Raw genomic sequence first — 21,929 nt, 5'->3', positions numbered from 1 at the left:
CCAACCCATGTCGATTCCATGTTCAAAGAGTGCTTCTAAATGGTGCACTTGCACCAAAGCAAATGAGAAAAGGCTTTCTTTAAATAAAAGGGTGGATGTAAGTTATTGATAATTAATTCTTTTAATGTTGGCATTGTTACTGCAAAACCTTTTTTGTTAACTGTGCTGAGCAGTAGCGCTAACGTGAATGAGTGCCAGGCAACGCTTATTCACGTTGTTACTGGGCAGCCCGTAAACCTTACCCATACAGATTTTTCGTGTCCTGAGGTCTGTGTGGGTTTTTTTTTTGTCTGTATCCTAGAGCGTGATGATGTAACTGTGCCCGTCATTGCGATACACTCATAGTCCTATAACTGTGTCGATATAAAAGCTCGATTTATAAAGGATTTTGAGATTGCTTGCCCTTTACCCATCAAACAAACTAGAGCATTTAAGTTTTCTTCTTACCACATTGCTTCAGCAGCAACCCAATGGCGTGTTTACGCCTGAAACTATTTTGGTTGAAAGTCCTGGTATGCAGCACTGGGTTAGCATGCAGCTAGCCCATGCGCAGGGCGTGGCAATGAACATCGACTTTCCCTTACCAGTACGTTTTATGTGGAATACGGCTCGCACCGTACTCGGGAGTGATAAAGTCCCCAAGCAATCACCTTATCGTCGTGAAGTACTTACTTGGCGAATTGACAATTTGTTGCAAGACGCTTCGCTTATGGAAACAAGTGCATTTGAACAGGTTAACAAATACTGGCGTAGTGCTGGTAATGAGTTAGAGCAGGGCGCACAACGCTTGCAACTAGCTACCGCGCTTGCGGATGTATACGAACAGTACTTGCTTTATCGCCCTGACTGGCTGTTTGCTTGGGAGCAAAATCAGCGCGTCGTTTTTGATGATATGGAAATATGGCAAAGTGAAATTTGGCGGCTTTTGGTAAAAGAAGAGGCTCTTCACCCTGCAAGGTTGCATCAGCTTACGTTGCAAGCGCTGTCAGAAGGACAAAGTACAAGCGCTCTTCCTTCTCGAATTATCGTATTTGCCATTAACACTATGGCGCCGCAGTTGATATCGTTTTTCGATGCCCTCGCTGAGCATATCGATATTCACATATTTCATTTGAACCCCAGTGTGAATTACTGGGGCGACGCAAAAAGTGGTAGTGAGCAAGCTAAACAGTTGCGTATGGAGGGCCTTGAGAAATGGATGAGTCAGGAGCAACCAAACCCATTACTGGGAAATTTAGGTAAGCAGGGAAGAGAGCTATTTAACCTGCTAACCGAGCTTGATACCTTTGAAATAAGTGCATTTGATTCCCCAAAAATTCCAGACATAGCCTCAATAGATAGTGCTGAAAAGGCTGCTATGGATAGTGAGCAAAGCGCAGAAGAAACCTACTCTCTGCTCGATTACATTCATAACGATATTCTCAAAGCAGAAGCGCCGTCTACCCTTTGCAAACAAGGTGAGCACCACACAATTAAACGCGAAGATGACAGCGTTACTATTATGTGCACGCACTCGGCGCTGCGTGAAGTTCAGGTGTTGCACGACCATTTATTGCATTGGCTCTCGCAGGATAAAACCCGTACGCCTTCCGATATTCTGGTGATGTGTCCTGCTATCGAAAATTACGCGCCTTTTGTTGATGCTGTGTTTCATCGTGTGGGCACGAAAGCGATGATAGATAATGGACCTGTCAGGTTACCTTGCTCTATCGCAGATAGAAGTCCCATGGACGCTGAGCCACTCATAGCGGCGTATATGGCATTATTGCAACTACCAGATAGTCGCTTTGGTGTATCTGATATTATGGATTACCTGCAGCTGGATGCGGTGCAAAAGCGCTTTTCGGTAAGCCAGGATGATATTGACCAAATGGTTGTGTGGTTGAAACAGGCGCATATACATTGGGGACTTAATAGTACGCATAAAAATGTGGTGTCAGAAGGTGTTACAGACCAAGATACTTATAGTTGGTGGTGGGGTATTCGACGGCTATTAATGGGTATGTTAGCACCTGATCACGAGATAGTTGTTGACAACCTTCTCACTATTCCCGATGTGGAAGGGCAACGGGTACTTACCTTAGGCAAGCTCATTGAGGTCATTGAATTGCTGGGTAACTACGCTCGCGAGCTTACGCTACCAAGAACGCCTCAAGAATGGGCAAAGGACCTGATAGCACTTAGAGATGCGTGTTTTACGCCAACGCGAGATCAAGAGCACAGTTGGGATCTTATCGCTAAAGTCGCTGCAGATTTATCTGCGCGTTGTGATGAAGCCAACTATTCCCATGAACTGAGTTTGCGCCAGATAAGGGAGTTATTGCTCAACCGTTTTTCTTCCCCGGATGCTGGCAACCACTTTATGACAGGGCAAGTAACGGTGTGCTCTATGCTGCCAATGCGCAGTATTCCTTTTAAGAAGGTGTGTATTTTAGGCCTTAATGACAGTGAATTTCCACGTAAGTCGACACCGCTTGGACTCGATCTAATGGCTGGGCCTGAGCGGCGTATAGGTGATCGCTCTCGTCGTCTAGAAGACCGCTATTTATTTTTAGAAGCGATTATATCCACTCGTGAAAGCTTATATCTTAGCTATCAAGGGAATGACGTTACCAATAATAGTGAGCGGCAGCCAAGTCTAGTCCTCGCTGAGTTTATGGATATGCTGTCAGTGGGCTATGGTGTGCCACTTTCTGACTATGTTATACAGGCACCGCTTCACCCATTTAGCGAAAGCGGCTTTACTGGTATGTTGCCAAGTTATGAAACGGGATGGTTGAGACTTGCTGATGCATTAAGGCGCACGCGCATTGAAAACGCCAACGTTAGTGATGACGTTTCTAAAGACACGCAGACACAGTCACCGCACAATGAAGCCTTAACAATCGACATGCCCCGCTCACAAAATGGCACATCAGATGTGGCAGAAATGCGACTATCTGCCATGCAAGTTGCAAGGGCATTTAGCGATCCATTAGCCTTTTTCTCGATACAGCGCTTAGGTGTGAACTTAACCCAATCATTCACGCTGTTAGAAAATAGCGAACCGTTTGAAACTAACGCGCTTGTTCGCTATCAAGTGCTCGACGCTATTTTCTCGTCACCTGAAAGGGCTCAAGCAACAAACGATGAATTGAGCACCCAAGCTTATAGCCAACAAGTCATTGAATTTGCAGCGCTTAGAGGAGATATTCCCGATAACCCAGTCGCAAGAGAAGAGCTTGAAATGTGGAAGGCCGGTGCGCTAGCCTTAAATCAAGCCATGGGACCTCATGACGCCGAACCCAAAACAGCCAGTTTTAAGGGACGCCATCTTACGTTTACCGCCTCGGCTTTTGAAGCAAGTGGCGCGCTTGTTGAACTGTGTGCGGGGAAAATTAACGATATTCGTGCCCTTGGCTTTTTTATCTTGCAACTCGTTTTTTCCAGCAGTGATGAAGCGACAACGTATTCACAGTACCCATTGGATATTTTCTATTGCGATTGGGAAAAGGGCGAAACAACGCTGATGAAAAGGCGTTTTGCAGCGCTAGAAAAAGAAACCGCACAGCAGCTTCTGTTGTTCATTGAATCGCTGTTTGTCACTATTTACACAGCACCTACACCACTTTATGCAAGTTTGATTGCTGAACTAGTGCCAGGTAAACGCAAGTCAGATTCTGCCGCTATTGTTAGTCAGGCTAAGCCAGAATATTTCAACGAGATCGCCAGTGCGCTGTTAGCATGCGCTGAAGAATCAAGTTCAACGAGTGAGCATGTAACCAAACTCATTGTTGAGGCAACAAAGCTCTTTGATGGCCCTGAAGGCCAACGTGCGATAAGAAACTGGCAACAGTCTTCGGGCCCTTTTAGTGCCGATATGGCTAACAATCCTTATCTTAAATGGTTATTTCCGCAAGGTGTTTCTTGGCGTGATATGCCTAAAGTGCAAGGCCTTTTGTTGTTTTCGATGGTAGCCAATGCCAGTGTGGAGGAAAAACTATGACCACACAATTATTAGATGTCGTAGCCATGCCGCTTTATGGCAGGCATCTCATTGAAGCGAGTGCAGGTACAGGAAAGACGTTCAATATAACGCGTCTTTACCTACGGTTCTTACTTGAGAAAAAGCTTACTGTTAAAGATATTCTGGTAATGACCTTTACCAAGGCGGCAACCGAAGAAATTAAGGGCAGGGTAGCAAAAACGCTGCGGGAGGCTACGAAAATATGGCAACACGCTAAAGATAATGGCGGCGTAATTGCAGATGATTGCGATCCTGTCTACATCCACTTATTTAACAACAACGATGTCGATGAAAGTCTTGCACGTCTGAAAGCTGCGCAATTAGAGCTTGATGAAGCGTCGGTATTCACAATACATGGTTTTTGTCAGCACGTTATTGCTCAGCTGGCCTTTAATAGCGGATTTGCAATGTCATTGAATTTAGGCAATGACACCGGAGAACTTTACCTGCAAGCGGCCGAGGATTACATTCGAAAAGTCTCTGTGAACGAAGACGACTTTCTGCTACTCGCGCAGTCTGGATGGCATGTTCCTGAACGGTTGTTGTCAGAATTTAATACTAGCGTGAGAAGTACGCTAACGCCGTTATTGTTAGATGAAGACGCCATCGAAGACGCATTCATCAATACATTACAAGATAGTGATGAAACCGCGTTATCCCAATTTGCTTTTCATTTTCGTCAGATAGAAGACAATGAAGAACTACTGGTTGAGCAGTTAATAAAAACACCTGCCCATAAAAAAGAGCGACCACAAGAACTGGCCGCACTGAAAGCGTGGCTGCGTAGTGTTATTGACGAAAAGATTTATGTGGCAGCACCGCCCCAAGCGCAGGCGTTTTTGGATGGCAGGCGTTATGCGCGAAACAAGTCAGGGGTTAAAGAAATACTTAGTCCCATTAAGGATTTAGCCAAAGCGATTGACGAAGCGGTGGCTGACAAAGAAGCGGCCATTGCACTAATACCGGTTTTTCGCTTAATTGAAGACGCTATTGGTTTTATCAAAACACGTGTGGCACAACAGAAAAAGCAATTAGGTATTATCGACTTCGATGATTTAATCCGTATGTTAGCCGAAGAGGTGATCAAACCCAACAATACGCTGGTGCCTGAATTGCGAAGGCGCTTTCCTGTTGCCTTAATCGACGAGTTTCAAGACACTGACGCTAAACAATACGCAATCCTTGATGCGGTCTATCCAAACGCCAATGCAATGCAAGTAAACCTGGATGAAGGAGTAGAAAAAATTGAGGCGTCCGCGTCTTTAAAAGTCGATAGCGCGCTATTGATGATAGGCGACCCTAAACAGGCTATTTATCGCTTTCGAGGCGGTGACATATTCACCTACCTTAAAGCGGGAAGGCAAGCGGATTTTCGCTGGGTAATGAATACCAATTGGCGTTCGGTAGAGGGTATGGTTAAAGCGTATAATCGTCTGTTTTATGGTGCACCTGTGGCTACCGGTGAACCTAGTGATGTGTTTGGTTTTGGCATTAATTACAACCCAGTGGAATTCACACCTAAAGCAAGTGCAGCCGATACTCCGTTATTTGACCCTTTGAGTGACGGTAACTCACCACAAAGCGCGACGCGAAGTGCGATGAATTACGTCAGTATGCACATGGACGACAAGCAGGACGCCACCTCTATGCGTCGTAATATGGCCAGTTGGATAGCGCAAGAAATTTACCGCTTGCTAAACGAAGCGTATTTCGTAGAGGGGGCTTGTCAGCGCACAGTAAGACCAGCAGATATCGCCATTTTGGTGAAAGATAGAACAGAAGCAAATATTGTTAAGTATGTGCTCGGTCAAAAAGGGATCGCCAGTGTTTACCTCAGCGACAGAAGTAACTTATTTGCAACGCCAGAAGCCAAAGATGTCTTGCGCTTATTAAGTGGCATCTGGCACGCGACAGACAATAACAAAGTGGCTTCGAGTTTAGCGTCGCCATTATGGGGGTATAGTCCACAGACACTTATTGAACTGCTTTATCATGAGAACGATGCATTGTGGGATCGCGCGTTCGACAAGGTAATGACGCTGCGCGAGATGTGGCTGCAAAAAGGTTGTATGAGTGTGCTGCTGTATCTCATGCAATCTAGCTACCAGCCCTTTGGTAGTGATGTAGAGCGCGCACTTACCAATTATCAACATCTTGCCGAAGTGCTTGAAAAAGCCAGTACCACCCACCAACGTCCTGAACAGCTTTTAGATTGGTTGAATCATCAAATACACCAGCCTGATAGCGACGAAGAACTGACGCTGCGCTTAGAGAGCGATAGTCAGCTTATACGACTTATCACCCAGCACGGGTCCAAAGGGTTAGAGTATCCTATTGTATTTATTCCTTTCGCTACAGCGTATAAAGATGCCGCACGAAATGGTAAATCCATGTCGAACATCTTTACTTACTATGATGAGCAAAAAGAAGATTTGCAGTTGCAATTAGGGCAAACCAAACAGGCTATTTCACGGGTGCGCGCAGAAGGCGCGGCCGAAGATATGCGGCTAGCCTATGTGGCGGTAACCCGTGCTGCACATCGCTGTTACATGGGAATATTGCCATTAGATGGCAATGAAAAAAGTGCTTTGGCCCGAGCGATGAATATTGATAATGGGCCGCTGAACTGGGGAGATGCGCTTGAAGGTATTGCCATAGAAAATGAGGCGTTTGCTTGTCATATTAACGGTGATGAAACCGTGGATACCTACACAGCGGTCAATAATAATGACGTGGCACCTGAGCTGTATGCATTACAGTTTACTGGCACCAGTAGTGAAGAGTGGCGATTATATTCATTTTCAGCACTAAGCCGCTTAACAACCTATATCAATACCCAAGGTCAATATGCTAGCAACGTTGATAACGGCATAAGCATGCCAAGTATTCCCGTGATGCAAACGGTACGCGACGAAGAAATTGTTACAGAAAACACGCTATCCAGTTTTGATATTGACGTACATGAACCCGATACACTTTTAGATACAAATGCATTGCGATTTACGTTAGCTAAAGGAGCAAGTGCTGGTAACTTACTGCACGATTTACTCGAGCAAAATGATTTTAGTGAACCTCAGTGGGAAGAAACAGGCACAGAAATGATTGCGCGCTTTGGTCTAGATGAAGCGCAGACGCCGGCGCTTTATGAATGGCTTGATGAAGTTTTGCAGACGCCCTTATTTCCTAACGTGCAGCTTTCGCTGTGTGATTTGACCTTACAACAAACCTTGCGAGAGGCAGAATTTTATTTTCCATTGGCAAAGAGCCAATGGAGCGCGTTGCAAGATATCCTTACCCAGCATCGTCATTCAGTTTTTGAAAAAATAGGCGGGCAAGCGCACGCTGCCCCTTCACTAATTACTGAGCAACTCGAAGGCATGATGCATGGTTTTATCGATCTTATTTTCGAGCATGAAGGTAAATTTTATGTCGCTGATTATAAGTCAACATGGCTAGGCGACAGCGTCTCTCATTATAAACCTGAGGCGCTGTTCGAGAACAACCAACACCACTTGTACGACTTACAGTATCTTATCTATTGTCTTGCGCTGCACCGATACCTAGGTAATACCCTTAACAACTATGAACCAAGCGAACACTTTGGCGGCGTGTATTACCTCTATTTGCGTGGGATGCACCCCGGAAATAGCACGGGGGAGGGCGTCTTTTACTGCGAAATTAGTACTGAGCTATTACTGAGATTAGACGCCGTATTTGGTGCAGTTACCGATAGTGTCACAGACAAAAACGACACCAGTGCAGCGTTATTAGACGAACCAGTTCACTCTGCTCGCGACGAAAGTGCAAGCGAAACGGTGTCAGCTCAACAGCAATTTAGCTTCGACGATGATTGGGAGTAGTACATGAGTCATCTTCAAACGGTACAGGACGTGCTAGAACAACTCGCAGGTATCGAGGCAATTGATAAATTTATTGCAAGAGAGTTCGGTGTTATTGAAGGACTGGATGAAAGCGACGTAGAGGTTTGGACGGGGTTGTTGGTATGCCTTTCGTTTATGCAGCGCAATGGGCATAGCTGTGTATCTCTTGCTGATATTGCCAATCAACGACTATTTGAGCACGTATCTGCGACAGACGAAGAAAAGAAAGAGGGGCAAGATAAACATGGCATCCATTTTCCTTCGCTAACACCGCTGCTGCGCATAGTGAAAAAAGCATTTGAGAATGAGCGAGTTGCTCAGCTATTTGTTTATGATAATGGCCGTTTTTACAGTAAAAGGTATTTTGAGTTTGAACAAGAAATTGCCAAAAGTGTGGTTCAAAGAACCGCTTTTGACGCGCTTGATGAGCACGCAATAGCAAGAGTAAAGGCCATTTGGCCCGCTTTGTTTGATGTGCAATCTGTGCAAGAGCAAGATTGGCAGCAAGTGGCAGTGGCAAAAAGCCTGGTACAGCGGTTTGGTGTCATTAACGGCGGGCCGGGTACGGGTAAGACCTATACGGTGCTGCGCTTGTTACTTGCACTACAAGCGGTAGATAGCTCGCTAAATATTGTGTTAGCCGCGCCAACGGGTAAAGCTCAACAGCGAATGACAGAGTCAATTGCTAACAGCATTGAAGCACTTCGAAATAAGATTGACGATGAGATATTGTCACGGGTGCCAACGAATGCAGTGACGATTCACCGACTGTTGGGACTTAGAGAGTATACTGTAAGCACGCAATACCATAGACATCACCCATTAAATGCCGACGTACTTATTGTTGATGAAGCAAGTATGGTCGACTTAGCACTTATGGCTCGTATTATTCGAGCGCTCCCGCCTACAGCAAGGCTTTACTTTATTGGTGATGCTGACCAGTTACCTGCCGTGGAGTTAGGTAACGTGCTTGAACAACTTGTACAACGTGAACACACATTGAATGATGATACAACGACACTAGGGGCTGTGCCCACAATCATGCGGCAACATGTCGCTACCTTGTGTCCTCATCTACCGCTTTTACCACTTGATGAGAAAGCAAAATCTTGGGTTGCTACGCTACAAGCACCGCAGCGGTTTAAAGGGCAAGTGGCTGAGGTAGCAACAGCTATTAAATGTGGCGACGCTGATAAAGCAATACAGGCCATGGACACATATGCACTAGATGCAAGCGCGGATGGTAAGAATGAGAAAACCGGCTTCTTACAGGAAGGTGTTCATTTGCTTGATGCGCCTGTACTTCGCAAACAGGATGTGATCGCACTTGCTAAGGAGTGTTTTATACCGCTTTTAGAGGCATCTGATGTTGCCTCTGCTATGACTCAGTTAAACCATGTTCGGTGGCTAACGCCTATTCGAAAAGGTGACTTGGGCGTAGAAGGGCTCAATGAGCGAGTCTTTGATGCGATAAAGCATAAAATAAGGCGTAGAGAAGGGCGTTTTTATCAAGGTCAGCCCATTATGATCCTTAAAAACCATCACCCACAGCGTCTTTCTAATGGTGAAGTAGGCATTATTTGGCCCGATAGTACTGGTAAGCTTTACGCGTGGTTTGATTCGCAAGAAGGCGGGTATAGAAGTCTCGCATTATCACGTATTCCTCAGTTTGAAACCGTGTTTGCGATGACTATTCACAAATCTCAGGGCTCAGAGTTTTCTCAAGTTGTGCTGATCCTACCTAAACCTGAAAGCGAAAAGGCGGCAAACTTGTTTCACCGCGGATTGGTTTACACCGGCCTTACCAGGGCGAAATCAGGGTGTTTGATTATTTCTGATGTTCCCACGTTTAATGACATGGTTGGGAAGGTTGATAAACGTTTTTCTGGTTTATCGTCTGCAATAGATTACTTATCAAATTAGTAGGCGCTAAACCCTTCTTTTGAAGCATTTGTTCAATAGCAAATATTACAGCGGAGAGAAAAAACACAATCCATGCTTATGTATGTCAATTGGATTTCTCGCTATGAGGTAAATTCGTGTATCACTACACACACGTAAAATGCCACCATCGTTGTTCAAGAATTGAGAAGGCAGAAGTGTTGATGTGGCGACATCTGAGGAGTCAGTTGGGCCATTGCTCACGCAGAAATATGATAGGCCTCCATGATCTAGCCAACCAATAATGTTATCAGGTTTCGCAATAAAGCTAGCGTGGGTCAATACGCTCTCATGAAAGGTAATGTTGGCGCCAAATACAGGCTTAGTTTCTACCGCTATCTGTGTATCAGGCTTGATGTACAACCTATAAAGTCCGTGTTCTTCTGGATGAATGTCATCATTGGTATTGGTGTTGTTTACGAGGGTGAGCATACGCAAATTCATACACAAGTTTAGATGACTTTATTGTGGGCAAAGCCATGCCGGTATGCGTTGATGTGGATCAAGAGGTTTTTAGATAGTTATACCAATCCACATAGGAGTTTACCCTCCAAGAGTGGGTAAACTTCTGCGCAGTCTGGTTGTATTTCATGTCGTATTTGTAACGTTTTTTGTTATAGTAACACCATGAAATTATAATAAGTATAAGATAATTAATGATTTATGCTGCTCTGGTTGTTGTGCTGAGTCTGCTTGGCGCCTTCACGTTTTTTCCGCGATTCAAACCTACAATTGAACGCTATCAAACAGGGATAAATTTTTTTCTGACGTTGCTTGCTACCTTGATAGGCGTCATTCTGGCGATTTCTATTTCAGAATATGAGGCTAAGCAAACAGAGAAGGAAAAAGTGATAAAGTTGCTAAGTGCAGCAGTGTCGTCGGTACAACAAAGTCGTCAGTATACGTCTGAAATTATACGTTACTTTGATTCACTATCTGACGAAAAACCAGACGAAGAGACGTTTTATGAAAGAAATAGACCGCCTTTTCCTGAGTACCTCGATGTATTTGTGTCTTATGAAATAGTCAGTACAAACTTATCAGGCACAACGTTGAGTGATTTAAACGAAAACTTAATTAACTTAAAACGCAGTCAGTCAATAGATGCCCACGTCTATTTAGATGTGCTTGATAAAACCCAGCGTTTACTCTTATTGGAAATAGATTTTCAAAAAGGTGCAATTAGCGCGCTTAAATTAGAACGCGAGGCCGATAAGTTAACTGAGAGTATAAAAGCGGGTAAATAACGCTTACGCTGGAACCTAAAAAAGCATAAACGCACTTGCACGCCTAGCGCGTTTGATTAATGCAATTCCTTTAAGTTTTCAGCGACTTTATTAATATTCCTAGCTGCTTAATGGCGTCGCTTCGTTGCGCTGATGTACCGTCGATAAAATTAAACCTAAGGCAATGGCGATACTTTCCGGTTGCTGAGAATAGCTGCCCCGGCGCAATGAAAATGCCGTATGACTTTGCATTTTCTGCCAGCTTTACACAATCGTATTTTGCATTGAGCTCTACCCACAATACATAGCCTCCCTCGGGATAGCTAACACAGGTGTCTGCTGGAAAATACTGTTTGATATCTTTGAGGAGTGCATCCCGGGCTAGGCGATAATCTTGACGCATTGCACGCAAATGACGGTCGTATCCACCCTGTTCAATAAAATCTGCAATGGCAAGTTGGGGTAGTGTGGGGCACATTGAGCTTGTCACATATTTTACGTGTAGCACCTTGTTTCGAAAACTCCCTGGAGCAATCCATCCTACGCGAAAACCAGGCGCGAGAGTTTTTGAAAATGAAGAGCAAAGGAGTACGCGGCCATCTTCATCAAAAGATTTAATAGTGCGAGGCCGAGGATAGGAATAAGCAATGTCACCATAGATATCGTCTTCTATAATCGCGATGTCATATTCTCGGGCCAATGCATACAGCGCTTTTTTCTTTTCATCCGGCATTACAAAGCCCTGAGGATTGTTTACCGTAGGTGTGACAAGGATGGCTTTTACCGGCCACTGATCGACGGCAAGCTTCAACGCCTCTAAACTCAGTCCCGTATGTGAGTCGGTAGGTATTTCCAATGCTTTTAAGTTAGCGCCTTTAATCGCCTGCATCGCCCCATAAAACCCCGGTGACTCAACGGCAATGATATCGCCAGCCTCGGCAACTGCACGAAGGCACACTGACAATGCTTCTTGGCATCCTGATGTCACAACAAATTCATCAAAATGCAGATGGCAACCTGACGCTGCTACAACGCGGCTAAGTTGCTTTCTAAGTGACACATCGCCTTTAACATCGCCGTATATCATTCCGTCCAGAGCTCTATTCTTATTTAGCTCATAAAGGCGCTTAGTTAGCGGTTTCAGTGTTTTGGCATGCATGTTTGGCATAGCGTGTTGAAACTGACAACGAACGTCAATATCACTGTCTTTGGAAAACGTATTAAGTAGTATGTCTAAAACATCTTCCCATTGAGAGACATCCATAGGGCGCTGAGGTGGTTTGGTCATTTTAGGAAGGTTTTCACCCGGCATGGTAGCTGGCACAAAATAGCCCGATTTGGGCTTTGCTTGCGCATAAAGCTCGGCTTCTAATACGCGATAGGCCTCTTGTACCGTAGCAATGCTTACATTGTGCTCCTTAGACAACTGCCGGACTGAGGGTAACTTGTCGCCCGCGGTAAAACGTCCAAGATTGATCTGAGCTTTAAGGTGTTCTGCTAAGTCTATATATAACGCCATCAGTATTACGCCTGTCCTATTTAAGCGGGCTTTTTTGAGCGATTATATTCGCTGTTTAATGTGCCTTACACATGAGTATATCCTGCATTTTTTTGTTATGTAACCATACAGATGGGATGGTTTTTGACCATACAGTTGCAATTTCATGATAACTGTATGGGTTTATATTGTGCTTTGTGAGTATGTTTAATACAGATTGAGTGCGTTACCTTTATCTGTAATGTCATCATATTTTATTAAAGGGGGCTCAATCTTATGGAATTCTCGATTCTTTTGGCACTTTGTACGTTTGCGTTTATTAGCACAGTAACGCCTGGTCCAAACAACATGATGTTGTTGGCATCAGGTGCCCAGTATGGTTATGTGAGATCGTTGCCACACATGTTTGGAATAGTTATTGGAGTGGCGGGGCTAATGATCAGCACACTGCTTGGCATTGGTGCGCTATTTACCGTATTTCCAGCACTGTATACCGTACTAAAAGTATTAGGTATTGCTTATCTTCTATGGCTGGCGTTTAAAATAGCTACGGCGCCCGTTACTGAACTGGAAGTGCAACAAGCAAGTACAAAAGGCCCACTAGCGTGGTGGCAAGGTGCATTGTTTCAACTCGTCAACCCTAAAGCATGGATGATGGCCCTTGCCAGTGTAGGTACGTTTTCATCGCCCACAGAGCATTATTTTGAATCTGGCGTCGCCATTGTTGTCGCGTTTGCTGTAATAGGATTCCCATGCATTTCAATATGGGCAGCTGCAGGCGCAAAAATGCGTGTGTGGTTGAGCTCTCCATCGCGGCGCAAGACATTTAATTTAACCATGGGCGCGGCGACTGCTGCTACCTTATTTCTTATCGTGTAAAGCCAATCTGCCTTTATTGTTGATCTTTGCGGGAATTTTGCAAAAACAGTTTGCAGCAAAGGTCAACACGCGCCTAAAAGTGCGTTATTATTTTCAGCGCACTCATGCATGAAAGGAATCCTCGATGGAACTCAATCAAATTACGCTGCCGGTTGATAATATGGAAAAGGCGGTGTCGTTTTACCTCGCACTGGGGTTTACCCAAATTGTCGATACACCACATTACGCGCGTTTTAGTTGTCCGGTGGGAAATGCCACATTTTCACTTTCATTAGAAGATGAAAAGGTAAGTAATGGGTCTGTGATCTATTTTGAACACGAGGAGTTGGACTTACTGTATGACACTTTAGTGCAACAGGGAATTGAATTTGAACAAGCCCCTACACTTGAGCGCTACTTGTGGAAAGAAGCTATATTACGAGACCCTTCTGGCAATAAAATTAAGCTGTACTGGGCTGGAGAGAACAGGCTTAACCCTCCTTGGCGAGTAAATGTAACTAAAGCGTGTTGAGCTTCGCTGCAAAAACGTACAGCAAAGCTTAACGTGCTCTAAAGACAATTAATGTAAAAATAAGGCTTATTTGTAGTGAAAATGCCACAAGTAAAAGTCAGCTTTCGTTTGCTTAATTTAGATATGATGCAAGCTTATACACTGAAAAAAGAGATAGCTGGGGCAAGCTTCTATCCTAGCAATAATCAAGGTGTCTTTATCGGAGAAGTACCGCTTGAAGAGTCTTTATTCGACGAACTGAATGATTATTTCATTCGCCAGCAAATAAAATACGATGAGTGTGATATTTTTGTATGCGCGCATACTGATGGTGGCATTCAAGAGGTCTCAGTACCCAGAGTGGTCAATAAAATACTAAAGTACATCGATTGTAAACTTACCTATGCCTTTGATGTTAATTGAGACGAGGAATTTAAATTGGTTACCCTTCGTGCCTTTTCAATGGACGACATACCCCAACTGGTAAGTATACTGAACGACAGTGATGTGACTCGTTACTTGTCTACCAAAATACCCATGCCATACACCGAGATAGATGCAAAATGGTGGGTTGAAGAGGGCAGTCAGCAAGGGCTGGTGCGTGCTCTAGTTGTAAACAATCAGTGCGTTGGTTGTATAGGCGTGATGCCAGGGGAGTTCGAATATTCCCGTTCTGGCGAGATTGGCTATTGGTTGGCTAAATCAGCATGGCGTCAGGGTTTTATGGCAGAGGCTATCGAACAGTTATGTTGTGAAGTATTTGATACAACAGACATTGTGCGTATTCATGCCGCCGTGTTTTCGGGTAACGTTGCCTCTATGCGCCTATTAGAAAAGTGTGGCTTTTCACAAGAAGCTGTACTTAAGCGCGCTATCGTTAAAGCGGATGTGTTTTACGATAAATTTGTCTATGCGCTTTTAAAAAAAGACGAATAGAAGTGTACGCGTGCTAACTAATAGCACGCGTTACGCTTATGCCTAAGCGGTTCGCTAGGCGCGCTAAATTGGCTCTGTCTAAATTAAGTCGTTTGGCCGCTCGCGTCCAATTTCCTTGCTCTTCGGTTAATATTTGCCTGATGATATTGCGCTGAAAGTTATCTACCTCTTCTCTTAGTACAAGTTCACTTGCTAAACGAGACGGTTGCGAACTGCTTTCACTTTCATCATGCTTAGAGGTAGCTTGGCCCTCAGCAAGTGCCTCGCAGTCATCCAGTTTAATGGTGATGATATAACTGTTTTTCTCAGATGACGCCTTTATTGCGGCCCTGGTTAAAAAGTGCTCTAGCTCTCGAACGTTACCAGGCCAATTGTAGCGCTCCATACTCTCAAGCACCGGTTGTTCAACACGCAATTGCCTAAGCCCTAACTTGCGCCGAAGCTTTTCAATAAAAAATCCAGTGAGTAGTACAATATCACCGTTACGTTGTGAAAGGCGCGGGATCGCCAGCGGGTAAACATTTAGTCGGTGGAACAGGTCGGCGCGAAATTGGCCTGCTTCAACCTCTTTTTCTAACTGACGATTGGTCGCTGCGATGACGCGCACATTAACTTGCTCAATTTTGTCTTGCCCCAATGGTTGGATTTCTTGGCTTTGTAATACTCGAAGCAGCTTTGCTTGAGATGCCATAGGGAGTTCACCTATTTCATCAAGAAACAGCGTGCCGCCATCAGCAATTTTAAATTTACCCGCTCGGTAGCTTTGTGCACCAGTGAAAGCACCTTTGACGTGACCAAAGAGTTCACTCTCTATAAGATTTTCGGGTAGTGCAGCACAGTTGACGTAAATTAAAGGTTCAGCATTTCGGTTGGATAGCCTATGAATTTCATGGGCTACGAGCTCCTTCCCTGTACCACTTTCTCCAACGATAAGTACTGCAAAGTCAGTGGCCGCCACCATCGCTATCTCTTTTTTTAATGCCTGCATTTGGCGGCTTTGCCCTACGAACTCATTGACGTCTGTTAAGTTTTCGGGGCGACTTAGCGCTGCTTTAAGTTGTGCAGAATGCTTAACTTGAATTTTTAAAGTATGCAGCTGCATGTCAGCGATGAAAAACCCGGTTAATGCAGTAACCAAAATTTCAAGCAATCTTTCATCAATAGCGTCAAAAGCACCTTGGTTTAGGCTGTCAAAGGTTACGACACCAATTAAGGTTTCATTATGTCGAATGGCAAATCCCATACACGAATGCACGGGAAGATTGCCTTCTCGACCTAATAAAAGACCGTCGAATGGATCGGGCAATTCACATTCATCAGGAAACTTTACAAACGTCGAGGCATGGACGATTTGTGAAAAACGTGGGTGAGAGGAGATATGGAATTGACGGCCCATAGTATCAAGGCTCAGTCCTTTCATTGCTGCTGGTATTAATACATCTCCTTGGCGCTTTAGAAAAGCAATAGTGTGGCAGCTAAGTAATAACGATAATCGTTCTATACAGTCTTGATAACAGGCAGGCGTTCCTAAAAGAGCTGGTAACTCTGCACAGAAAGCGAGTAGGTCGCGTTGTGAAAGCGCCATAAAGAACTCTCCTTAATTCACAGTGTAAAAGCCACTGTAACGCAAGTTGGGTCATATTGCATGTAATGTGTCATAAAGACTCACTTTAAAGGTGAGTCATATTGACTCTCTTGTTCTTGATTTTTTCGTAAGATTCTGATTTTTATCAATATAAAAAGTGGCATTTAACTTGATTTGTCCAGTTGTAAACGTGGTCGCAACAAGGCGGTTAACGTTAATTAAAAGAAGGAGTCGCATCGTGTATCAACCTATCAATCAGACAGAAAACTGTAGCGTACTCACCGTCACTCAAGCCCATAAGTGTGTAACTGCTGGCAACATCTTGCTGGCGGTCAACTTAGTAATATTTTTGGGGTGCATAGTGTTGGCGTATGGCGTAGAAGAATACTTTTCGTTGTTCTATCAGGTGCTTGCACACATGCTAACCATTATTAGCGCGGGCTTTTTTAAAGTGGGCTATGTCGTGCGCTGTATCGGTATGCACAGCCTGGGCAAAGAGACGTTTTAAGCATACTCCCTTCTCTTAATTATCGCGCCGTATTTACGACATTCATTGCACATTACATCATTCTACAACTTTAAAAGGAGCACGTTATGCTTTCTCAGCAAGACATAACAATTGTGAAGAGCACTATCCCCGTTCTAAATGCTGCGGGCACTGCAGTTACCGAACATTTCTATGCACGTATGTTTAAACACAACCCAGAGTTAAAACATACATTTAATATGACCAATCAAAAAACAGGGAAGCAAAAAACAGCACTGTTTGACGCTATTGTGGCCTATGCAAATCACTTAGATAATGTTGCTGTTCTAGAGCATGCTGTTAACCGTATTTCAAATAAACACGCGAGTTTACATATTCAGCCCGGTGACTACGACATAGTGGGACATCATTTGATAGAGACATTTCGCGAGCTGCTAGGTGCTGACTTCACACCTGAAATTGAAAGTGCATGGGCCAACGCATACATCCAGTTAGCTAATTTGTTTGTTGATAAAGAAGCTACCTTGTATGAATCTACCGCGCAACAAGAAGGCGGTTGGAAAGGTAAACGCCCCTTTGTGGTATCAAGAAAGCAAGATGAATCATCGTTGGTCACAAGTTTTGAACTGTCACCGAAAGATGGATTGCCCATTATAGGTTATAAAGCGGGGCAATATATCGCTGTGGAAGTTGAGCCAAAAAATAATGAATACCGTGAAATTAGACAATACTCGCTTTCAGATGCTATGCGCACATCACACTATCGCATTTCAGTTAAGCGAGAGTCTGTCCCTTTTTGTGGCGTAGTATCGACTCACCTTCATGACAACGTTAGTGTAGGCGATACAGTAATGCTGTATGCACCAAGGGGAGACTTTTTCTTATCAGAAGATGATAAGCCAGTAGTGCTTATTTCTGCTGGTGTGGGAGTCACACCCATGATGGCAATGTTGGAAACACTGCATCTAAAGAACAATACTTGTGCTGTAACCTTTATACATGCCTGTGAAAACCGCTCTCAGCATTCGTTCGTTGAGCGTGTTTCCGCTATTTGTAATGAACATCAGTGGCCTAATTTCACTTGGTATCAACACAAAGAAAGCAATGACAGTGAACGGGTTAAAGCTGGCCTTGTTGACTTGAGCGCTATTGCACTACCGTTTGAAGAAGCGAATTTTTATATTTGTGGTCCAGTTGGATTTATGACTTTTATAAAGTCGCAACTGCATGCAAACGGCGTTTGCGATTCACGTATTCATTACGAAGTGTTCGGACCCCATGAAGGGCTCTAGCTAACGTGTATTGAAAGTATAAGAAGGGCATTTCTCAAAGAAGTGCCCCGTTATTGCGTGTTATTACGAACTCGTCTATTACTAATAGGTGTTAAAAAAACAATAATGATTAAGGATAATTGCGATGCGTAAATTCGTTCAGGTTACTTTGGTCTCATCACTGTTTATGTTTTTAAGTGCTGCGCTTGCCCATGAACACGGAGCTAAATCACCTCAGTACACACCCAAGTTTTCGCAGCTAGGAGAGGGAAGGTCAGTAGATTACAACGGCAGGCCCATTTACCACCACGTGTCTAATGATGATCTTCCTTCGAATGTGGCTCTTTTCGAAGAAGTGTTGCCTGCAAAGAGTTTAGGGGCACCACCTCATACACATGAAAATGAAGACGAAATATTTGTTGTTTTGGATGGTACGGTGCATTTCCTTAATGGAAAACAAGAGGTTGTGGCAAAAAGCGGTACAGTAGCGTCGCTACCACGTATGAACCAACATGGCTTTTGGAACCCTTATGATGAGCCTGCTCATCTACTTGTGTTCGTCGCACCAGGACATTTTAGTATGTTTTTTGAAGCAGTCCAAAATGCAGTAATGGATGCGAATGGAGCTACACCAGAAGAGGTGGGGGGGATTATCGCTCAAGAGGCTGAAAAACTTGGAGTGAAAATCGATATGAGTCAGCTACCAGCATCAGCACTTTCCTTACTCCAGCCGAACCCTTAGAAAATTAAAAGGGACAAGAAAAGCTTGTCCCTTTTGGTCTAGTTGGAACTTAGTTTTCAACTTTAAAGGTTAAACCTGCGTTGGCTTCTAAGCGACTTATTAATTTGTCGCCTAACGCCGAAGCAGGGGTGTAGAAACCGCCTTTTAAATCAACGTCTTTACATAAACACAGTGCTGACTCAGCAATCATTTTGCTGGTAGAGCCGTAGCCTGGATCTTTGTCGCCTTTTACCGATACTGATAACATCTCACCGTTGACCGCAGTGCCCACGAACACAACATCATAGAAACCCGCTTCTCGCTCTTCTTTGCTGGGGCCTTCACCAGGTTTTGGGCCATCATCGCTAGCAAGCGACTTGTCTTGTGCGACATGCTTGGCCATGGCTTCGCCTTTTTCGCCCGGACCTGTCATCATCATCTCATCATATTGGAACGACTTACCATAGGCGTATTGGCTCAAGTAGTTAGAGCGGTGCACATTTTTGGTATTAATAGCGGCCATGATGAAAGGCGCAACCCACGTACCAAGTTGCTCATCGAAATAGGGTTTGTTGCCATCGGGTTGAGGTTGAATTGCCTCGTTGCCCGCCAATGAAAATGGGTTGATAAGTGCAGCCATAATAGACTTGTCTTTGTGAGCGGCTGCCATTGTCGCTTTAAGGCTTGCCGCTGTACCGCCTGAAAAGGTGCCTTTCATTGCACGCACACGGCCTTTGACATAGTTAATCACGTCACCGGTTTTTGCCTTAGCATGCGATTGTAAAAAGTGAACACCTAAATCAAAAGGCACTGAGTCAAAACCACACGAAAAGACAATGTTGGCACCACTTACTTTTGCCTTGTCTTCGTACTTGTTAATCATCTGGTGCATCCAAGCAGGCTCACCACATAAATCAGTATAACCAGTGCCGTTGTCAACACAGGCGCTGAGTAATTTCTCGCCGTAAATTTGATAAGGGCCGACAGTAGTTAGTACGACTTGAGTACGCTTAGTCATGGCAGCTAACCCTTGGGCATCGTCGCCATCAACTACAATACTCGCTACACTATCACCTATGCCTAGTTCTTTTTTGACATCATTAAGCTTGCTTTCATTTCGCCCAGCGACTGCCCATTTTACGTTGTTATTATTGCCATACTGCGATTGAAAATATTCCGCCACTAACTTGCCGGTGAAGCCAGTCGCACCGAAAATAACGACATCAAATTCACGCTCATTACTCATTGTTTTGTCCTGTTTTTCTCAACGTTCTTTCAATATACGCACAAGCGCGTAGGTGTATCATTTTTTTAGGTAATGTTTGTGTATTCATGAAACCGTTTCAAGGCGACTGACAAACGCTGAGATTCTGCGCAATCCTTCGGTCAATTGGCATTCCTTTGTGGCAAAAGACAAGCGTACATAGCTATCGGCGCGGTGGTTGCCGAAATCATTGCCAGGGGTTAATGCTACGTGAAAATCTGCCAGTAATTGGTCACAAAAAGCGGTGGCCTTAAGGCCTGTTTTTTCGATATTAATATAGGCATAAAATGCACCTTCTGGTATGGCATCAATTGCTAAGCCCATGTTTTCAATAGCCGAAAACACCAGGCGAGCACGCGCATTAAGCGTCGCGCGATTTGCTTCACACTGAGCAAGAGCTTGCGGAGTAAAGCACGCGAGCGCCGCTTTTTGCGACAATGTAGATGGGCATATAAATAAATTCTGCGCTAATCGCTCCATTATTGGCAGCATAGCAGGCGGGACAACACACCAACCTAAACGCCACCCCGTCATGCCAAAGTATTTCGAGAAGCTGTTTACCACAATTACTGTGTCTCGAAAATCTGTGTGCTTAAGAATGGTTTGGAGACCTTCCTTAGGGGACGCATTAGTAACACTTCCCGACTGCTCAAATGCCAAATCAAGGTAGATTTCATCGACAATCAAAAAACCATTATGCTGTTGGCAGTAGCGCGCTATGGCCGCGAGTTCATCACTTTTAATTGCTGTGCCGGTTGGGTTTGCCGGGGTGGCAATGAGCACGCCTTTTGTGTTGGACTTCCAATATGATTGAACGTCTTTGAGAGTTAGTTGGAAATTATCCTCTGCGCGGGTGGGGACAAGGGTGACATCGCCACCAAATGCATTTAAAAAACGACGATTGCACGGATATGAGGGGTCGCCCAATAGAATATTGTCACCTTCTTCTACAAGGGCTGCACTGGCAAGGAGAAGCGCGCCCGACGCCCCCGCTGTTACCACAATAGTATCTGGGCAAACAGTGCATTGATGTTTCTCAAGATAAAAGTTACTGATCGCTTGACGGAGTTGTGGCAAGCCAAGCGCCGACGTATACGGATAGTCTGGTTTGTCCAACGATGTGCTTAAAGCGTCAAGTACTGCGTCTGGCGCACCAAAGTCAGGCTCGCCAAGATTAAGACGTATAACGTTATGACCTTGTTGTTCAAGCTCTGTTGCTTTCTCACCGTAGGCCATGGCGAGAAAGGGAGATATAGCAGTAGCGCGTGTTGCAAATTTCACGTTTATTCCTTAATGCGGAAAGTTAATCGCTACTGCACAGACTACCACGAGCCCGAGTCGTTATTTCAACTTTTGGTATAGCACGTCTTTTAGCGCGGCTCTGTCGTGTTTTAAGGCGTGAAGATGCTCATCGGTTGTTGGCGAGCCTAATTCTTCAAGCTGCCTGATTTCCTCATCTAACGCATGATAGCGTTTTGCCTGCTCAGCAAACTCATTATCTGTAGCATTAAGTTGATTAATGGTGTCTTTGTGCTGAGGAAAGTCGCACAAAAGAGAGTGGTTTTCGCCTAACATAATAAGCTCCTGAACTGTTGTAAATACATGAGTTAAGACCTTATTTAAACTAGCAGTTTATGATTTTTTGAAAATGATGATTGTGATTGATGGAGTTTCACTTTTTTATTGATAATCGTTGCGATGAATGGTCATAGGCAAATGGCATATCTTGGGTTAGGCTAAAGCA

General features: G+C 44.4%; 17 protein-coding genes. 11 read left to right on the top strand and 6 right to left on the bottom strand.

The window, feature by feature from the left end; genetic code table 11:
- The first annotated feature begins 394 nt into the window (after nt 1–394).
- From recC to recD, 3 genes are read left to right on the top strand one after another with little or no spacing between them, the layout of a single operon-like run.
- On the top strand, nt 395–3,985 hold the full coding sequence (recC, locus tag OZ660_RS11770) for an exodeoxyribonuclease V subunit gamma (protein ID WP_274741039.1): 3,591 nt from the start codon (nt 395–397) through the stop codon (nt 3,983–3,985).
- On the top strand, nt 3,982–7,866 hold the full coding sequence (gene recB / locus OZ660_RS11765) for an exodeoxyribonuclease V subunit beta (RefSeq protein WP_274741038.1): 3,885 nt from the start codon (nt 3,982–3,984) through the stop codon (nt 7,864–7,866). Before recC ends, recB begins: the two co-directional genes overlap by 4 nt.
- 3 nt (nt 7,867–7,869) lie before the next feature.
- Nucleotides 7,870–9,810, top strand: coding sequence for an exodeoxyribonuclease V subunit alpha (gene recD, locus OZ660_RS11760; protein ID WP_274741037.1), 1,941 nt, complete (start codon nt 7,870–7,872; stop codon nt 9,808–9,810).
- A gap of 45 nt (nt 9,811–9,855) precedes the next feature.
- Here the strand turns inward: recD and OZ660_RS11755 are convergent, their stop codons facing one another.
- A complete protein-coding gene (locus OZ660_RS11755) occupies nt 9,856–10,260 on the bottom strand; it encodes a hypothetical protein (protein ID WP_202261761.1) in 405 nt (134 codons plus the stop codon).
- 224 nt (nt 10,261–10,484) lie between these two features.
- On the opposite strand from OZ660_RS11755, the gene OZ660_RS11750 reads away from it, so the two are divergent.
- Nucleotides 10,485–11,075 (top strand): hypothetical protein, encoded by a 591-nt coding sequence (locus OZ660_RS11750; protein WP_202261760.1) that lies wholly within the window; start codon nt 10,485–10,487, stop codon nt 11,073–11,075.
- Nucleotides 11,076–11,145: 70 nt separating this feature from the next.
- Here OZ660_RS11750 and OZ660_RS11745 read toward each other — a convergent pair whose 3' ends face one another.
- On the bottom strand, nt 11,146–12,573 hold the full coding sequence (locus OZ660_RS11745) for an aminotransferase-like domain-containing protein (protein ID WP_274741036.1): 1,428 nt from the start codon (nt 12,571–12,573) through the stop codon (nt 11,146–11,148).
- Between the two features lie 255 nt (nt 12,574–12,828).
- Here OZ660_RS11745 and OZ660_RS11740 point away from each other — a divergent pair, with 255 nt between their 5' ends.
- The 4 genes from OZ660_RS11740 (at nt 12,829) to OZ660_RS11725 (ending at nt 14,857) form a co-directional block, all read left to right on the top strand.
- Nucleotides 12,829–13,431, top strand: coding sequence for a LysE family translocator (locus tag OZ660_RS11740; RefSeq protein ID WP_274741035.1), 603 nt, complete (start codon nt 12,829–12,831; stop codon nt 13,429–13,431).
- 124 nt (nt 13,432–13,555) lie between these two features.
- Nucleotides 13,556–13,942 (top strand): VOC family protein, encoded by a 387-nt coding sequence (locus OZ660_RS11735; protein WP_202261757.1) that lies wholly within the window; start codon nt 13,556–13,558, stop codon nt 13,940–13,942.
- A gap of 81 nt (nt 13,943–14,023) precedes the next feature.
- Nucleotides 14,024–14,344 carry a hypothetical protein gene (locus OZ660_RS11730; RefSeq protein ID WP_274743454.1) on the top strand — a complete coding sequence of 107 codons (321 nt, stop codon included), beginning with the start codon at nt 14,024–14,026 and terminating at the stop codon, nt 14,342–14,344.
- Between the two features lie 15 nt (nt 14,345–14,359).
- Nucleotides 14,360–14,857, top strand: coding sequence for a GNAT family N-acetyltransferase (locus OZ660_RS11725; RefSeq protein ID WP_274741034.1), 498 nt, complete (start codon nt 14,360–14,362; stop codon nt 14,855–14,857).
- Between the two features lie 13 nt (nt 14,858–14,870).
- Here the strand turns inward: OZ660_RS11725 and norR are convergent, their stop codons facing one another.
- A complete protein-coding gene (gene norR / locus OZ660_RS11720; RefSeq protein WP_274741033.1) occupies nt 14,871–16,442 on the bottom strand; it encodes a nitric oxide reductase transcriptional regulator NorR in 1,572 nt (523 codons plus the stop codon).
- A 238-nt stretch (nt 16,443–16,680) separates the two neighbouring features.
- On the opposite strand from norR, the gene OZ660_RS11715 reads away from it, so the two are divergent.
- The 3 genes from OZ660_RS11715 (at nt 16,681) to OZ660_RS11705 (ending at nt 18,942) form a co-directional block, all read left to right on the top strand.
- Nucleotides 16,681–16,950: a hypothetical protein gene (locus OZ660_RS11715; protein WP_274741032.1), complete on the top strand. Its 270-nt coding sequence runs from the start codon at nt 16,681–16,683 to the stop codon at nt 16,948–16,950.
- Between the two features lie 86 nt (nt 16,951–17,036).
- The gene (gene hmpA, locus OZ660_RS11710) at nt 17,037–18,221 is read left to right on the top strand and encodes an NO-inducible flavohemoprotein (protein WP_274741031.1); all 1,185 of its coding nucleotides are present in this window, start codon (nt 17,037–17,039) and stop codon (nt 18,219–18,221) included.
- A 124-nt stretch (nt 18,222–18,345) separates the two neighbouring features.
- Nucleotides 18,346–18,942: a cupin domain-containing protein gene (locus tag OZ660_RS11705; RefSeq protein ID WP_274741030.1), complete on the top strand. Its 597-nt coding sequence runs from the start codon at nt 18,346–18,348 to the stop codon at nt 18,940–18,942.
- Nucleotides 18,943–18,991: 49 nt separating this feature from the next.
- On the opposite strand, the gene OZ660_RS11700 is transcribed toward OZ660_RS11705, so the two are convergent.
- The 3 genes from OZ660_RS11700 to OZ660_RS11690 all read right to left on the bottom strand — a co-directional run bounded on the left by OZ660_RS11700 (nt 18,992) and on the right by OZ660_RS11690 (nt 21,760).
- On the bottom strand, nt 18,992–20,167 hold the full coding sequence (locus OZ660_RS11700) for a saccharopine dehydrogenase family protein (protein ID WP_274741029.1): 1,176 nt from the start codon (nt 20,165–20,167) through the stop codon (nt 18,992–18,994).
- Nucleotides 20,168–20,251: 84 nt separating this feature from the next.
- A complete protein-coding gene (locus tag OZ660_RS11695) occupies nt 20,252–21,466 on the bottom strand; it encodes an aminotransferase class I/II-fold pyridoxal phosphate-dependent enzyme (protein WP_274741028.1) in 1,215 nt (404 codons plus the stop codon).
- A gap of 60 nt (nt 21,467–21,526) precedes the next feature.
- Complete coding sequence (locus tag OZ660_RS11690; RefSeq protein WP_274741027.1) at nt 21,527–21,760, bottom strand: YdcH family protein; 234 nt, start codon at nt 21,758–21,760, stop codon at nt 21,527–21,529.
- Nucleotides 21,761–21,929: the final 169 nt, after the last annotated feature.

Origin of the sequence: Alteromonas sp. 009811495 (assembly GCF_028865455.1) — a bacterium.
Lineage (GTDB): Bacteria > Pseudomonadota > Gammaproteobacteria > Enterobacterales > Alteromonadaceae > Alteromonas.
This window is presented reverse-complemented; position numbering and strand designations above follow the sequence as displayed.

What these genes read in the sequence shown, in the direction of transcription:
- norR (WP_274741033.1), bottom strand. Translation starts at nt 16,442, where the DNA reads ATGGCGCTTTCACAACGCGACCTACTCGCTTTCTGTGCAGAGTTACCA.
- OZ660_RS11690 (WP_274741027.1), bottom strand. Translation starts at nt 21,760, where the DNA reads ATGTTAGGCGAAAACCACTCTCTTTTGTGCGACTTTCCTCAGCACAAA.
- OZ660_RS11700 (WP_274741029.1), bottom strand. Translation starts at nt 20,167, where the DNA reads ATGAGTAATGAGCGTGAATTTGATGTCGTTATTTTCGGTGCGACTGGC.
- OZ660_RS11745 (WP_274741036.1), bottom strand. Translation starts at nt 12,573, where the DNA reads ATGGCGTTATATATAGACTTAGCAGAACACCTTAAAGCTCAGATCAAT.
- OZ660_RS11730 (WP_274743454.1), top strand. Translation starts at nt 14,024, where the DNA reads ATGCCACAAGTAAAAGTCAGCTTTCGTTTGCTTAATTTAGATATGATG.
- hmpA (WP_274741031.1), top strand. Translation starts at nt 17,037, where the DNA reads ATGCTTTCTCAGCAAGACATAACAATTGTGAAGAGCACTATCCCCGTT.
- OZ660_RS11705 (WP_274741030.1), top strand. Translation starts at nt 18,346, where the DNA reads ATGCGTAAATTCGTTCAGGTTACTTTGGTCTCATCACTGTTTATGTTT.
- recB (WP_274741038.1), top strand. Translation starts at nt 3,982, where the DNA reads ATGACCACACAATTATTAGATGTCGTAGCCATGCCGCTTTATGGCAGG.
- OZ660_RS11755 (WP_202261761.1), bottom strand. Translation starts at nt 10,260, where the DNA reads ATGCTCACCCTCGTAAACAACACCAATACCAATGATGACATTCATCCA.
- OZ660_RS11740 (WP_274741035.1), top strand. Translation starts at nt 12,829, where the DNA reads ATGGAATTCTCGATTCTTTTGGCACTTTGTACGTTTGCGTTTATTAGC.
- OZ660_RS11750 (WP_202261760.1), top strand. Translation starts at nt 10,485, where the DNA reads ATGATTTATGCTGCTCTGGTTGTTGTGCTGAGTCTGCTTGGCGCCTTC.
- recD (WP_274741037.1), top strand. Translation starts at nt 7,870, where the DNA reads ATGAGTCATCTTCAAACGGTACAGGACGTGCTAGAACAACTCGCAGGT.
- OZ660_RS11735 (WP_202261757.1), top strand. Translation starts at nt 13,556, where the DNA reads ATGGAACTCAATCAAATTACGCTGCCGGTTGATAATATGGAAAAGGCG.